Source organism: Luteibacter sp., assembly GCF_009912395.1.
Classification (GTDB): Bacteria; Pseudomonadota; Gammaproteobacteria; order Xanthomonadales; family Rhodanobacteraceae; genus Luteibacter.
Genome location: NZ_WNDO01000017.1, coordinates 25,404 through 39,868 on the forward strand (window position 1 = coordinate 25,404; position 14,465 = coordinate 39,868).

The 14,465-nt window shown below is 64.1% G+C and carries 15 protein-coding genes and 1 tRNA gene; 7 read left to right on the top strand and 9 right to left on the bottom strand.

Annotated elements, in window-relative coordinates; genetic code table 11:
* Positions 1 to 98 precede the first annotated feature (98 nt).
* On the top strand, positions 99 to 1,013 hold the full coding sequence (locus GAK28_RS15435; RefSeq protein WP_291780994.1) for a LysR family transcriptional regulator: 915 nt from the start codon (positions 99 to 101) through the stop codon (positions 1,011 to 1,013).
* Here GAK28_RS15435 and GAK28_RS15440 read toward each other — a convergent pair.
* The 4 genes from GAK28_RS15440 to GAK28_RS15455 all read right to left on the bottom strand — a co-directional run bounded on the left by GAK28_RS15440 (position 1,006) and on the right by GAK28_RS15455 (position 4,502).
* Positions 1,006 to 2,106, bottom strand: a complete 1,101-nt coding sequence (locus tag GAK28_RS15440) for an NADH:flavin oxidoreductase/NADH oxidase (RefSeq protein WP_291780997.1) — start codon at positions 2,104 to 2,106, stop codon at positions 1,006 to 1,008. The genes GAK28_RS15435 and GAK28_RS15440 overlap by 8 nt on opposite strands.
* Positions 2,103 to 2,990, bottom strand: coding sequence for an alpha/beta hydrolase (locus GAK28_RS15445; RefSeq protein WP_291781000.1), 888 nt, complete (start codon positions 2,988 to 2,990; stop codon positions 2,103 to 2,105). The genes GAK28_RS15440 and GAK28_RS15445 overlap by 4 nt, the downstream gene beginning before the upstream one ends.
* Positions 2,991 to 3,155: 165 nt before the next feature.
* Positions 3,156 to 3,533, bottom strand: a complete 378-nt coding sequence (locus GAK28_RS15450; protein ID WP_291781003.1) for a VOC family protein — start codon at positions 3,531 to 3,533, stop codon at positions 3,156 to 3,158.
* Positions 3,534 to 3,614: 81 nt separating this feature from the next.
* Positions 3,615 to 4,502 carry a LysR substrate-binding domain-containing protein gene (locus tag GAK28_RS15455; RefSeq protein ID WP_291781008.1) on the bottom strand — a complete coding sequence of 296 codons (888 nt, stop codon included), beginning with the start codon at positions 4,500 to 4,502 and terminating at the stop codon, positions 3,615 to 3,617.
* Between the two features lie 218 nt (positions 4,503 to 4,720).
* Between GAK28_RS15455 and GAK28_RS15460 the strand changes: the two genes are divergently transcribed.
* On the top strand, positions 4,721 to 5,701 hold the full coding sequence (locus tag GAK28_RS15460; protein WP_291781011.1) for an alpha/beta hydrolase: 981 nt from the start codon (positions 4,721 to 4,723) through the stop codon (positions 5,699 to 5,701).
* 69 nt (positions 5,702 to 5,770) lie between these two features.
* Here the strand turns inward: GAK28_RS15460 and GAK28_RS15465 are convergent, their stop codons facing one another.
* The 4 genes from GAK28_RS15465 to GAK28_RS15480 all read right to left on the bottom strand — a co-directional run bounded on the left by GAK28_RS15465 (position 5,771) and on the right by GAK28_RS15480 (position 7,427).
* Positions 5,771 to 6,025: a hypothetical protein gene (locus tag GAK28_RS15465; RefSeq protein ID WP_291781015.1), complete on the bottom strand. Its 255-nt coding sequence runs from the start codon at positions 6,023 to 6,025 to the stop codon at positions 5,771 to 5,773.
* A 107-nt stretch (positions 6,026 to 6,132) separates the two neighbouring features.
* A tRNA-Arg gene (locus tag GAK28_RS15470) sits at positions 6,133 to 6,209 on the bottom strand.
* A 44-nt stretch (positions 6,210 to 6,253) separates the two neighbouring features.
* Positions 6,254 to 6,802: a G/U mismatch-specific DNA glycosylase gene (gene mug, locus GAK28_RS15475; protein WP_291781018.1), complete on the bottom strand. Its 549-nt coding sequence runs from the start codon at positions 6,800 to 6,802 to the stop codon at positions 6,254 to 6,256.
* The gene (locus GAK28_RS15480; protein ID WP_291781020.1) at positions 6,795 to 7,427 is read right to left on the bottom strand and encodes a TetR/AcrR family transcriptional regulator; all 633 of its coding nucleotides are present in this window, start codon (positions 7,425 to 7,427) and stop codon (positions 6,795 to 6,797) included. Before GAK28_RS15480 ends, mug begins: the two co-directional genes overlap by 8 nt.
* Positions 7,428 to 7,504: 77 nt before the next feature.
* Here GAK28_RS15480 and GAK28_RS15485 point away from each other — a divergent pair, with 77 nt between their 5' ends.
* Positions 7,505 to 8,446, top strand: a complete 942-nt coding sequence (locus tag GAK28_RS15485; RefSeq protein ID WP_291781023.1) for an aldo/keto reductase — start codon at positions 7,505 to 7,507, stop codon at positions 8,444 to 8,446.
* A 1-nt stretch (position 8,447) separates the two neighbouring features.
* On the opposite strand, the gene GAK28_RS15490 is transcribed toward GAK28_RS15485, so the two are convergent.
* Positions 8,448 to 9,353 carry a LytTR family DNA-binding domain-containing protein gene (locus GAK28_RS15490; RefSeq protein WP_291781026.1) on the bottom strand — a complete coding sequence of 302 codons (906 nt, stop codon included), beginning with the start codon at positions 9,351 to 9,353 and terminating at the stop codon, positions 8,448 to 8,450.
* A gap of 158 nt (positions 9,354 to 9,511) precedes the next feature.
* On the opposite strand from GAK28_RS15490, the gene GAK28_RS15495 reads away from it, so the two are divergent.
* The 4 genes from GAK28_RS15495 (at position 9,512) to GAK28_RS15510 (ending at position 14,447) form a co-directional block, all read left to right on the top strand.
* Positions 9,512 to 11,743: a hypothetical protein gene (locus tag GAK28_RS15495; protein ID WP_291781028.1), complete on the top strand. Its 2,232-nt coding sequence runs from the start codon at positions 9,512 to 9,514 to the stop codon at positions 11,741 to 11,743.
* Positions 11,744 to 11,880: 137 nt separating this feature from the next.
* Complete coding sequence (locus GAK28_RS15500) at positions 11,881 to 13,104, top strand: acyltransferase family protein (RefSeq protein ID WP_291781031.1); 1,224 nt, start codon at positions 11,881 to 11,883, stop codon at positions 13,102 to 13,104.
* 126 nt (positions 13,105 to 13,230) lie between these two features.
* On the top strand, positions 13,231 to 13,665 hold the full coding sequence (locus tag GAK28_RS15505; protein WP_291781034.1) for a hypothetical protein: 435 nt from the start codon (positions 13,231 to 13,233) through the stop codon (positions 13,663 to 13,665).
* 209 nt (positions 13,666 to 13,874) lie between these two features.
* On the top strand, positions 13,875 to 14,447 hold the full coding sequence (locus GAK28_RS15510) for a hypothetical protein (RefSeq protein WP_291781037.1): 573 nt from the start codon (positions 13,875 to 13,877) through the stop codon (positions 14,445 to 14,447).
* Positions 14,448 to 14,465: the final 18 nt, after the last annotated feature.

Sequence of the window (14,465 nt, forward strand, 5' to 3'; positions counted from 1 at the left end):
AATGCCTGAAAGCCTCGATGACGGGTACCGCGTGACGCGGCACGGTACCTTCGGCGATGATGTCGCCCAGCGGGTCCGCACCAACGAAGCGGGATGCCATGATGGATTTTGACGACCTGAGCCTGTTCGTTCGGATCGCCCGGCTGGGTAGTATCAGCGCGGCCGCACGCGATCTCGACATCACACCGGCCACGGCGAGCGCCCGCCTCGCTGCCTTTGAAAAGCGCCTGGGTGCCCGCCTCGTTCACCGCACGACCCGGCTGGCAACGCTGACCGAGGACGGCCGTGCGCTCCTGCCGCATGCCGAGCATCTGCTGGATATCGCGGCGGTCGCCCAGGCGGCCCTGGGGCGGGGTGCGACAGCCCCCAGCGGGGTGCTTCGGATCGCCGCGCCGTCCTCGTTCGCGCGACTGCACATCGTCCCCGCGCTACCTGAGTTCACCGCGCGCTATCCCGAGGTCCGGCTGGACATGCGCATCTCCGACAGCATCGTGGATCTCGTGGAAGGCGGCTTCGATGTCGCCGTCCGCTATGCCAACCTGGACGACTCCTCGTTCGTGGCGAGGCGACTCGCGCCGGACCGGCGCGTCCTCGTCGCCTCGCCCGCCTATCTCGAACGCCATGGCCACCCGCGGTCACCGGACGATCTCGACACGCATGCCTGTCTTGCCGTCGGCACGCTCGACCTGTGGACCTTCAAGGGACCGGACGGCGAAACCATCGCGAAGCGTGTCGCGCCTTCCCTGCGCATCAATGACGGCGAGGCGGTACGCGACGCGGCATGCGCGGGGCTCGGCATCGCCCTGATGGCGACCTGGTGTGCCGCCGAGGAGCTTCGCAAGGGTGAGCTCGTTCCCCTGCTCGGCGACTTTCCAACGGTCTCGACACAGACTCTCTGGGTGATCTACCCAAGCGCACGCGAACTGGCACCGAAGGTACGGGTCTTCATCGATTGGCTCGTCGAACGATTCGGGCCGGAGCCGTATTGGGATCGGGGATTGCCCGTTACCTGAAGAGACCGGGGAATCGCGTAGGCTGTGCGCGAAGGTAGGGCTTGGGCACGTGAACCTGCGCACCGAAATGGGCGGCGGCATGCCAGGGCCAACGGGGGTCGTAGAGCGCCGCACGGGCCAGTGCGACGAGGTCCGCATCGCCGGTGCCGACAATCGATTCGGCCTGCTCGAAATCCGTGATCAAGCCAACGGCGATGATGGGCAGGTGCGTGGCCTGCTTCAACGCGCGCGCAAGAGGCACCTGGTAGCTCGGTCCCACCGGAATGCGCTGCGCGGGGCTCGACCCACCACTGGACACATGGATGGCCGCATAGCCTCGGAGCGCCAGCGCATCCACCCATGCCATCGTGTCTTCCAACGACCAACCATCCTCGACCCAGTCCGTGGCGGAGACGCGCATCGTCACCGGCCGATCGGATGCAAAGGCGTCGCGTACTGCGTCAAAGATCTCCAACGGAAACCGCATGCGATTTTCCAGCGATCCGCCGTAGGCGTCCTGTCGGTGATTGGATAGCGGCGAAAGGAACTGATGCAGGAGATATCCATGGGCACCAAGGATCTCGATGAACGCCAGGTCCAGGCGGGAGGCGCGCCTTGCCGCCTCGGCGAATTCCCGGCGAATGGCGGCCATCCCTTCGCGATCCAGAGTATGCGGAGCGACCTCACCCTCGACAAAGGGAACGGATGACGGGCCGAAGGTCTGCCAGCCATGGGGCAGCCCCGGCGCGATCTGGGTGCTACGGTCCCATGACTTTTTCCGCGACGCCTTGCGGCCCGCGTGATTGAGCTGGATACCGATCGGCATGTCGGACCACGCCCTTACGCCTTGAAGCACGGTCGCCATCGCCTTTTCGCACGCGTCTGAATACAGGCCGACATCGCCCCAGGTATTCCGACCCTCCGGTGACACCGCGGTGGCTTCGATCGTCAGAAGCGCCGCGCCAGACAACGCCAGGTGGCCCAGATGGATCAGGTGCCACTCGTTCATCAGGCCATCCTCGGCCGAGTACTGGGCCATCGGGGCAATGACGATGCGATTGGCCAGGGCAAGCCTGCCGATGTGCGTTGGCGTGAACAGCACCGGCTCGCTCATGACAGGGCATCGATCCATGCCGTGATGGCACGGTTAACGTCGTCGACACGATCCTGCATGATCCAGTGCCCCGCATCGGCCCAGACGTCGACCTTCGACTTGGCCGCGGTGAACCATGGACGCATGCGATCCGCCTGCTCAGGATCGCGACACAGGTGGTAGACGGGCACTTTGAGGTTCTTGCAGAACGTCGCACTCGCCTCGCCCGCACCGACCTGATCCGGGCCCACGAAAAGCGGACCGAACGATTCGCGGACCACATGCTTGGGCGTGCCCTGCGCGCGCCGCGCATGCCAGCGCTTCCACGCGGGATCGGTACGTTTGTCGTAGGCAAACTGGAGGAACGCCGGCACGACAACGCCGGGGTCACCATTCATGAGGTCATGCGCGGTTTTTGAGAACACCTGGCCGACATGCTCGGAGAAACCCAGGGCACCATCGACGGACACAAGCGCCCTCACCAGGTCGGGTCGCTTCGCGGCAAGGCGGGCACCGATCTGCCCGCCCATCGAGTGACCGATCACGACGAACGATTCACCGGGATAGGTGTTGGTGATGAATCGTTCGATATCGCCCACGTAATCCGCCGGCTTGTAAGCACCGGAAGGCGGCACATCGGAGCGACCGTGGCCTCTCAGATCTACGGCCACCACGCGATACGTCGATTCCAGTACAGGAAGCTGCCAACTCCAGTCATGCGAATCGCACGTCCATCCGTGCAACAGAAGGACAGGGATGCCCTTGCCGACATCGGTGGAAAAAAGCCGTGGTTGGGCAAGCGGTGCCGCTTGTGTCGAGCCGGCGCCTAGCGCCACGGCGGCGGCCGCCAGACCGGCAAGCTTCATCACGTCGCGACGCTCTTTGTCGAATGCTTTCGTAGCCATGAATTGTCCTGGGCATAGTGAAATAAAAGGCCAGGACAAGATGATATGGGCGCACTTTCGAGCGTCAATTACGCAACGCAAGGTGCCTAGATATACGCGCGTATATCGCCGATGCCACGCATAGCTAACGTGGCATCGGCACTTTGAACATGATGCTTCTCGCGATTACTGCGAAGCGATCCACCACGTCGTACCCGAGGCATCCTTGATACCGCCCCGCAGGTCGTCACCGTCGTGCTTTCGCATCGGCTCCTGCACCACTTCCGCCCCCGCCGTGATGGCGCGTTCAAAGGTGGACTGCACATCCTGCACGTAGAGATGGATATGCGCCGGCGTCGACGGGAACGCCTCCGCGCCCTCACCCATCATGACCACGCCGTCGTCGATCCGGACTTCCGCGTGCATTAGCGACCCGTCGGGACGATCGAAACGCCGCAACAACACACCGCCGAATACCTTTTCAAGAAAACGGATCAACTCACTCCCATTCGTGCAGACCAGATACGGGCTCATCGAGGGGTAATCAGCGGGCTTCCACGACATGGCAACTCCCTTTTCTTCGATAGATACGATCACACCCGTTGGGGCGGGATACGGCAGAACGGTTCAACACATCGCCTGAAGCTACGTTCGGCGCAGGTCATTGACTGCATCGACAACCATCATTCGCAACGTCGCAACCGCCTCATTGTGCTCGTCACGCCCCGCAAGCAGGAAGATAGGTAGCCGGGGCGGGGGCGGTAATCCGGACTGGCCGAGGTCCACCGTGCGCAGGGTCGCAGGCATCCCCACAACGGGTCGAAGTGTGATGCCCATGCCGGCTTGCACGGCCGACCATACCCCGGCGAGGCTTGGCGTCGCCACCGCGATTCGCCAAGCCATGCCGGCCTTGTCCAACGCCGTGATGGCCGCGGCACGGATCGCACACGGTGCATCCGCGGTGACAAGACGCACCGGTTCCGTCTGACGGGATCGCACCGTCTCAAGCTCGGGGGATGCGATCCAGGAAGCATCCAGCTCATCGATCTGCTGCACATCCAACGATGGCGCATTACCTATCCACGCCAGGGCCACATCCAGCTTGCCGCCCGTCGTCATCTCGACCAGCGCCGCACTTTGATCCACGTGCACTTCGACCTTGGTCCGGGGGTGGGCCTTTGCGAATCGGGCCAACACCTGCTGCAACCAGCGATCCGCGAAGTCGTGCGGTAAGCCCAGGCGAACCCAGCCGTCGAGGTCCGAGGCACGCATGGCGCCAACGGCTTCGTCGTTCAACTCCAACAGCCTGCGCGCGTAGCTCAGGAACTCCTGCCCCGCTGGCGTAAGCGCCAGGCCACGACCGGAACGATGCACGAGCGTAACGCCTACTTGCTGCTCCAGCTTTCGCAGCTGCGTGCTGACCGCCGACTGGGATCGTCCCAGACGGTCGGCTGCCTTCGCGAAGCTCCCCAGTTCGAAGCCGGTCACGAAGGTCCGCAAGACGTCCATGTCGAGATTGGTACGGGTTGGCAAAGGAGGCTCGCTTCTTGAGGGTAGGGTCGTGAACGGCATTCTGGCGGGAAAGGGCCCGCCAACCCTTCCATTTTTCCGAAGCGGATCCGCCAGACTTTCAAATATTCACTACCGCCGCGCCTGCCTATCCTGCTCGTGTCCCGGGAGCCAACGCAACCGGCCTATGACAAGACCTGAGTGTCCTTACCGACGCCATGCCGCGCGTGAGGAAGACGACGATGATGATCCGCTTGATATGTGCAGCGGCGATGATGACGCTGACCGGTGCTCCGCTGTTCGCGACCGAATCCCACCCTTCAACCGATTCGATCGCCCGGATGACCTTCCATCGCGCGACCGTGGATGGTGTGGGGATCTTCTACCGCGAAGCCGGATCCCCATCGAATCCCACGATCGTGCTGCTGCACGGCTTTCCGTCATCCTCGCGGCAGTTCAATGCACTCATTCCCCTGCTCGCCACGCGCTATCACCTGATCGCCCCGGACTACCCGTCATTCGGCCAGAGCGACACGCCAGACCCTTCCGATTACGCCTATACTTTCGATCACCTGGCACAGACCGTCGATGGCCTGCTGGAGCAACTGGGCATCGCGAAATACTCGTTATACGTGCATGACTACGGCGGCCCCATCGGCTATCGGTTGATGGTTGCCCACCCGGATCGCCTGCAATCCCTCATCGTCTCGAACGCCAACGCGTATGAGGAAGGCCTGGGCAAAAAATGGACGCAGATCGCCGCGTTCTGGGATAACCCCGGGGCCCACTGGGAGGTGGTGGATGCCTTTCTTTCGGAGAAGGCGACCCGGGAGCGGCATACGCTGGGTACGACTCACCTTGAACGCTACGATCCCGACGCATGGACCGACGAGATTCGGCATCTGTCACTGCCTGGCCAACGCGCCATACAGACCCGCCTGCTTTACGACTATCGCACCAACGTCGCGTCATACCCGCGCTGGCAGGCATGGCTGCGGGAACATCAGCCGCCAACCCTCGTCGTGTGGGGGAAGAACGATCCGTCGTTCGTGGCCGCCGGGGCGCTCGCCTTCGCCCGAGACGTTCCTCGCGCGGAAATTCATCTGGTGGACGCCAGTCATTGGCCCTGGGAAGAAGCCAATGACGAGGTGGCGGGATATGTACTGAACTTCATGGCGCGGACCGTGCCAAAGGCTAAAGCCGCAGGCGGATCGGGGCGCTGATGATCTCAAGGTATCGCATCAGTAGCCCCCACCACGCAGGTGACATGCATCACGCCGCGGGCGGCTTTCTTAAAGATCAAATAGTTTGATGGCGAAGTAAATGATCAACAGGATCAGGCAGACGATCCCCAGCAGGTCGGAGACGGCTACGACGGCAGCGAGCCGGTCACCCTTTTTGGCTTCCCGCCAGAAATACCCCGTGTTTCCCGCTTGATACTTCCCCGCCCTTGCGTAGCGCAAGGTGATGACTTTTGATACCGCACCCAACGTGCAGGCGATGATCAAGGGAAGCAGCAGCCAGTTCGGCAGTGAATGCAAATTCATTGGGACACCGACTTGCACGAACCAGACGGGAGGAATGACCGAGGAAGCGGACTCACTCTCAGACGAGAAGGTCGCTGCGCAAGGCATCCAGCGGTTGGCATGGGAAATGGCGCGCCCGGAGGGATTCGAACCCCCGACCAATGGCTTCGGAAGCCACTACTCTATCCGGCTGAGCTACGGGCGCGTAATGCAGCGAACGGCGATTGTAGCGGGAATGGGGGCGACGGCCTAGCCTGTTCTGCCCGAGCCGCCGTCGGGGGTAGCGCCGGCCTCGTGTAGTTCGTCCTGCAGCTGGCGATAGGCCCGTACGAGGGCATCCAGCGAAAAGGCCCGGTTCCGTCCGCTCGGGTTGGGCAGCACCCACACATGGGACGTACCGATGGGCTCCGGCTGGCGCCCCCACGTCACTTCGCTGGGCCCCGACAACGCGGCGTACGCCATCTTGCCCAGAAAGGCGACGTATCGCGGCGCGAGGCGGACGACCCGATGCCGGAAGGCGTCCGCCTCGGTGAGGATCTCCGCACGCGAAAGCTCATGCGCCGCGGCGGTGGGTCGGGCTACCACCGTGGTCAGCCCGCAGCCATAGCGAAGGACGTCGCCGCCCCGCTCAGGGGAAATCTCCTCGGCGGTGAAGCCCGACAGGTGAAGGACCCGCCAGAAGCGATTGCTGCGGTTGACGAAATGAAGCCCCGACGCCGCCGCCGACAGGCCCGGGTTGATGCCGCAGAAGAGGACGTCGAGTCCTTCCGCGACGATGTCCGGCAACGTGTCAGCCACCGCAGAGCGTGTCCACCATCTTCCGTGCCATCGCACGTAGTGATGCGCGCGCCGCGCCGGTTCGCGCGCGAACGGCCAGGCTCTGCAAGGTGGCGGTAGCCAGCAGCGCCAGCGTCGTGGCATCAGCGGCTGCGGCAAGTTCGCCCTCGGTCTTCGCACGCTCGAAGCGACGCGCGAAGGCCGCATCGAGGGTGAGGAATCCCTCCGTGACAAGCTGCTGCACCTCGACGTCGGCGTGTGCCGCCGTGATCGCCGTGCCGACCACGAAACATCCGCGTGCCGGGCCCTCGCCACCGAAGTACAGCGCCAGCGACGCGTCGTAGACCTTCATCAGGCTGTTGGCCAAGCGGTCGTCGCCATCGAGCGCCGCATGCATCAATTCGAACTTGCTGGCCCAGTAGTCGGCCAGGGTCCGCAGATAGATGCCGTGCTTGTCGCCGAAGGCCGCCCGCAGACTGGGGCGGTTCATCCCGGTGGCGGCGGCGATGTCGTCGAGCGAGGTGCCGGCGTACCCCGCCTTCCAGAAGGCGTCGCGGGCCTGGGCCAGGGCGGCCTGGGGGTCGTAAGCCCGGGGCCTGCCCCTTGATCGCTTTTCGGTTGCGGATATTTTTGTTCCATCGCGCATAAAAATACTGGACCTCCGTTCGTCCCTGACAATATTATCCGACTTCGAACAAAAATATCCCCCCGGAGCACAGGACCATGAACACCCCGACGGCGCTGCGCGACACCACCCTGCCACTGAACCACGGGGACGGCGCGATGCCGGCCGTGGGCTTCGGCACCCTCATCGCCGACCGGGCCAAGGCCCGACAGGCCTTCAAGCTGGCGCTGGAAGCCGGATACCGCCATTTCGACTGCGCGGAGCGTTACCGGAACGAGGACGTGGTGGGCGAGGCCTTCGCCGAGGCGATCGCGGCCGGGATCGTCCGACGCAAGGATCTCTTCGTCACCACCAAGCTGTGGAACACCAACCATCGGCCGGAGCGGGTGGAAGCGGCGCTCGACGCCAGCCTCGAACGACTGGGCGTCGACTACGCGGACGCCTACCTCATCCACACGCCGTTCGCCTTCCAGCCGGGAGACGATCAGGACCCGCGCGATGCACAGGGCCAGCCGATCTACGACAGCGGCGTGACCCTGATCGACACCTGGCGGGCCATGGAGCGCCTAGTGGACAAGGGTAAGTGCCGCGCCATCGGCCTGTCCGACATCACTCTGGACAAGCTCAAGGAGATCGTCTCGCTCGCGCGGATCACGCCGGCCGTGGTGCAGGTGGAATGCCATCCCTACCTGCCGGAGTGGGAGTTGCTGGATGTCTGCCAGCAACATGGGATCGTGCTGCTGGCCTTCGCGCCCCTGGGGCACGGCATGGAACCGAGGATCACCGACGATGCCACGATTCGGGACATCGCAGTCCGCACGGGGCTGACGCCGGCGCAGGTCGCGTTGTCGTGGGCGGCGCAACGCGGCACCGCCTTCCTCACGACATCGACCAGCGCGGCCCATATCGCGGAGAACATCGGCATCGACACGCTTCCCGAGGACGCGATGCGCGACATGCGCGACGGCATCGCCACCCGCATCCGGCTCAACGACGTGGTGACGACCGGCGTGCCGGGCTTCATTCCACGCCGGGCCTGAATCAGGCGCGTGCCACCACCGGCTCGGGTCCGGCCGCTGCGGCACGCAGGGCCTCTCGGTAACGACGACTGCATGGCAGTTGCGAACCGTCTGCCATGTGCAGGCGAGCGTCGCCGCCGTCCAGCGGTTCGATCGAGGTGACCTGGGCCAGCCTGACCAGGTAGCTGCGATGCACACGGACGAACACGGCCGGATCAAGCCGGGATTCGAGCGCGGCCAGTGTGCTGCGCAAGGGATAGTCCCGACCACGAACACGCAGGTTCACGTAGTTGCCGGAGGCCTGCGCCCATTCGATATCGGCGGTGGCCACGAGGAAATCCTGGCCAAGCTTGCGCACGAGAAAGCGCTCGGGGCGGTCCACCGGTTCCACCGGCAGGCCTTCCTCGGGCGCGACCAGCAGGCTGGCCTCGCCCCTGAGCCGACGACCGAACCATTCCACCAGATGCTCGACGGCCACGATCATGAAGAACGTGCGCACATCCTTGAGGTATTCGTAGACCGCCTGGAGCGCGAGGTCGCCCGGGTCGTAAGGCACGCCCTTCAGATGGAAGACCAGCATGCGCAGCAGGTCCATGCCGGTCACATGCAAGGCGCACCACAGCATGCTGCCCAGCACATAGAACGGCAGGCGCCGGCGCCACGTATCCGCGTGCAACGGCCAGCGATCGCAAGCGATCAACAGGAACGGCAGTATCAGCAGGGAGACCAGCGAACTGCTGGTCTCGGCGGTGGCGATCTGCCAGGTGGCAGCCTCCACGTGGTAACGATCGGCATCGATCCGTCCCGTGATGGTGCCGCTCAACGCCGAGCTGCCGAAAATCACGACCCAGAAGATCACCAGCAACCAGCGGCGTCGGCGATGGGCGCGGGCGAGGTCGTGGCCCGGTGGAAGGGGAATGGAAGTCATGGGGCTATCCTAGCGGGATGACATGGCGAACCGTCGCCATTCGTCATCGCAAGGACACCGTTCGCCCCTACGGAATGCCCCGCCGTCATCGATGCACGACTATCCAGTCCGTGCCGGCTACGCGACAATACCGATAGGGAACAGGGTAGACATTACAGATGCGAACGTATTCGTTTGCACGCCTGGCCGGCGTGCTGGTTGTGCTATGGCTGGCGCTCAACCTGCCTTTGCTACTCGGCCTGCGAGTCCTTCCGGGCGACGCCACTTACGAGTTCTTCCCCATGATGTTCTACAACGTGCATGCGCTCCGCACCGGAGAGCTGCCGTGGTGGAATCCGCTGATCTTCGGGGGATACCCGCAGATATCCGATCCGCAGGCGATGCTGTTCGCGCCCCTCATGATGGGCTGGATGCTGCTGCAATCCAGCCCGAGCATGGCATGGTTCGTCGCGGGTACGCTGATTCATGTCTTGCTGGGCGGCCTGGCGATGCTCGCCCTGTTGCGACGACTGCACTGCACCCCGCTCGGTGCCCTCATCGGCAGCCTGGTATTCATGGCCGGAGGCGTCGCTGCCTCGCGCATCCAATACGTGCCGATCGTGATTGTCTACAGCCTGATTCCGGTCGCCTTGCTATGCCTGTGGCGCCTGGGCGAGCGCCCGACGTGGCCGCGAAGCCTGCTGACCGGCCTGGTCGCCGGCGCCATCCTTGTCGAACCGGTGCAATTGACCTATTTCCTCGGCATCCTGCTGCCGGCATTCGCCCTCGCCCTGGCGATGCGTCGCTGGCCGGCGTGGTCCTGGACGGAACGCCGCCTCTATGTCGGAGGACTTGCCGTGGCCGGCCTGCTCGCCTTGGCCATCGCGACGCCCCAACTGCTTCTGAACTGGGCCTTCGTTTCCATATCCAACCGTCCGCAGCTCCCCCTGTCGGCTGCCACGGACATGTCGGTCAGCGGATCGACCTTCCTGACCTATCTGTTGCCGAACGCCCTGCACAATCTTCGCGGCACCTATAGCGGTCCAGTGGACCCCATCGAAACGTTTTACTGGATCGGCGCGTTGCCGAGCCTGCTGCTCGTGATCGGATGGCGCCGTGCCTGGGCGGTACCTACGCAGCGTCGCTTTCTTCTGTTCTTCCTCGTCGTCACCGTCCTTGCGATCGCCTATATGCTGGGAGGGCATACGCCGTTCTATGGATGGGCCTATCACCTGCTTCCCGGGGTAAAGCAGTTCCGCCGCCCTTCCGACGCGGCCTACCTGGTGAACATCGGCCTGGCGTTCGCCGTGGGTTTCGCCGCAAGCCACATCGACCCGGCCCATCGGCGTCAGTGGCTCTGGATTCTGGGCATCGCAGCCGCGTGGTTGTTACTTGCCAGCCTGGGTATGCGAGGAGCCCCGGATTCATGGCAGGCGGCAACCCTGGTAGCTCCGCTGGTCGCGGTCAGCGCCTGGTGGTACATGCGTGACAAACGCGGTGCACGGACCGCCACCTGGTGCGCCCTGATCCTGGTTGTCGTCGATTTTCGGTGCTTTGCCCTCAACGGGGAATTCAACCAGCGAGGCAATGGACCGGCGAAGTTCATCGCCAGCCCCGCCGTGGCGTTCGTGACCGATCGCCTGCGCCAGGACGCGTCGGCCGGTCACTTCCACCGGATCGAGGCCACCGATTTCGCCAGTTGGAAAAACAACGTGGTGCTGAAAGGCCTCCCCGCGACACAGGGCTATGGCCCCCTGCGCTGGAGCCTCTGGGACCGGTGGTACGGCGCCTATTCGGATGGCGACGGCCCTCGCCCGGTGTCGCCGTACAGTCCCAATCCGGGAAGCCACCTGAACACGCTTCTTGGCGTGCGGTACGTCGTGCACGCCCCCGCCGGAGCGACGACGGGCTGGATGCATCCTCCCGCCGAGGTGCTCTACGCGGACAAGGACACCGAGGTGCTGTCCATGCCCGATGCCTACGATCGCTTCCTCACCCCCGCCACGGCGATCGTTCGCAGCGCGGACCAACCGCCCTCGCCTGCGGAGTTTGAGGCGACGGACTTTCGCAAGACGGTGTGGCTGACGCCCCGCCCCGGCCAGGATGCTCGCCAGACCGCGAGTGCCAGCGAGGCCTGCGAGGGTGGCGAGGCATCCCTCAGCGCGGCGGTCGTGCGGAACACCCATCTCCAGGTCCACAAGGAAGGCGAGCGCGCGGCATGGGTCGTCGTCAACGATCCGGACTTTCCCGGGTGGATCGCATCGATCGACGGCGCACCTGTCGCGGTACATCGTGCGAACGGCATGTTTCGCGCGGTGTGCGTCCCGGCAGGCGCCCATACCCTCGCCTTCGATTTCAAACCCTGGGACATGGTGCGGGAGGTGGCGACCCATCCGGAGGCCTGGCGCTGAAACCCACCGGTGACGGCGCCCTGATCGTCACCGCCACGCCGCCGTTCGTCCCAACCGCCCCACCGTACGTCCCTTTCGCCTGGTGACACGGGCCATGACATCCGAAGGTAGATGTCCTGCACCAGGGGAACATGTCCATGAACCGGACTCGCCGCTACGACATCGACGCCCTGCGCGTCTTCGCCTTCGGGCTGCTCATCCTGTATCACACCGGCATGGCCTACGTGTGGGACTGGGACTTCCACATCAAAAGCGCCTACACGGCGGAATGGCTGCAATGGCCGATGATCTTCATGAACCGCTGGCGGATGAGCCTGCTGTTCCTGATCTCGGGCATCGCCATCGCCCTGGCCGCGCCCGAGCGGAAGCTGCTGCGCTTCGCCCGCGACCGCACCTGGCGGCTGATGCTGCCGCTGATCTTCGGCATGTTCGTGGTGGTGCCGATCCAGCCCTACTGCGAGGGTGTCGCCGGCGGGCACCTGCAACCCGGCTTCTGGCGCTTCCTGCTCGCCTACTGGCATGTGCATCCGTGGCCGCAGGACAGTTTCTCGGGCTGGCAGTACGGCATCACCTGGAACCACCTGTGGTACCTGCCCTACCTCTGGGCCTATACCCTGGCGCTGATCGTGCTGATGCCCCTGCTGGGTCGTGACGATGTGCGCCGGACGATCTCCGCCTTCACGCGGTCGCCGATGTGGCTGTTCCTGCTGCTGCCCGCCCTGCCGCAGTGGCTCTGCGCCTGGTTCCTCGATCCCCGTTTTCCGAGCACCCACGCCTTCTTCGGCGACTGGGCCAACCATGCCAAGTACGCGACCGTGTTTCTCTCGGGCTACCTGCTGGCGCGCAAAACCGCGTTCTGGGACCGGGTGGTGGCCGCACGCCGGACCACCCTGGTGGTGGCTCTGGTCTCGGTGACGGTCTACCTCGGCCTGCGCCTCATCAGCCAGATCCACTGGGGACCCGACTTCTGGATGCGGGAGGTGCCGTATCCGGTGTGGGTCGCCATCGCCCTGGTCGCCCAGAGCCTCTATCTGTGGGCCACCCTGCTCACGATCCTCGGTTGGGGCAAGGCCTGGCTCAACCGACCGTTCCGCTGGCTTCCCTACTGCACCGAGGCGGTCTACCCCTGGTACATGCTGCACCAGAGTCTGATCGTCCCCCTGGTGTTCCTGCTCAAGCCGCTGTCGCTGGGGCCCTGGCTGGAGCCCGCCCTGGTGGTGGGCGGCACGGTGGCCGGCTGCCACCTTATCTATGAGTACGGCATCCGCCGCGTCGGCCTGCTGCGCCCCCTGTTCGGGCTGAAGCGACTGCCGCCGGCAAAGCCGGCTCCCACCGAGGACGCCCCCGCCCTGCCCGGCTGACCGCAAGAACGCCACGGAGGTCATGACACCGGGCATCCATCCCGTTAACGTTCTCCGCGCGATGATCTGGCTCCAGAGGTTTGGCAGGAGCCCCGGAACGGGGGGTGGCGAATGGATCAGGGCTGGTTGACCCACTACGACGAGAACTTCGCGACGGCCGAGGCCATCGGGGACGGCACGGTTGCGACCTGCTACACCCGCTGGAGCGGCCCGCAGGCGGACTGCCTGGCCCTGACCCACGAAGCGGACGAGGCCACCCAGCTGGTGGCCAAGCTCGACTGCCAGGGCTCCCTCGACATGCTGATGTCGCTGGGCGATGGCCAGTGCCAGTTCGTGCTGCAGTATTCCAGCGAGGGGCTGGAGCAGGACGCGGAGCTGGTCGCCTTCTACCGCGACCATCGCCGCGGTCCGACCCTGACGATCCATCGTGGCGTGCGCGACGGCGTGCTGGTCTGCCCTTTCCCCGACGATCCGCCGAACGATCCGCTGGCCAACGAGATCCGCTTCGAAAATCTGCGCGGAAAACTGGTGATACGCCGGGTATCGATCGTTAGCCGTTGAGCCAGCGTCCGCGTCGTGATGCCAGGGAAAACCGCGACAGGCCTGTCGCGGAGAATGCCATTGACATCAGTCATATGCGCCCGCCGTATCCGAATTCGCGGCCTGGCGCCTACAACCACCGACACATGGTCCATCCGTCTTTGTCGTGATCTCCTGCCAGGGCGAGCATCGATGCTCGCCTCACACGGATCATGAGAGGGATCGACGCCATGAGCATCATCATCAATCTTAATTTCCACCTGCACGACCAGGACGGGAATCATCCCGTCGAGATCCATGGATCAACCCGGGGACGTCCGCATGACACGCCTACGTCCTTTGAGGACAAATTTGCCGATGCCCATCCGCTTAACGACGGCTTCAGGAGCAAATACTTCATTTGCGGCGCACATGGCGATGCGAAAACAACGATCAATGGGTATCCGATCGATGGACCCAAAAGCATCACTTTCAGCGCGGGGGCGGACAGTAACAATGATCGCCGCAACCATCTGGAGATGATCATCATCGTGGGCTCTGACTACCCGGGCTACCGCTGCGAGATCACGTACACCGTCGAGCGCCTTACAGACTATCTGCCGACGATCGAAGCTGATCGCGGAGCGAACCCCGGCCACGAAATGGAGTTTCGCCCGAATCAAACCGTTCTGCACTTTCCACGCCCCCAAGACAATCCACTTGGCACAAAGAGCTTTCGGATTTTCCCGCGAGGCAATCGAATCACGATCAGCCAGATCAATCTGATCCCCGTCTACGAGCCGCATTCAACGCACCATGCCTAAAAAAAAGGGCGCCTCGCG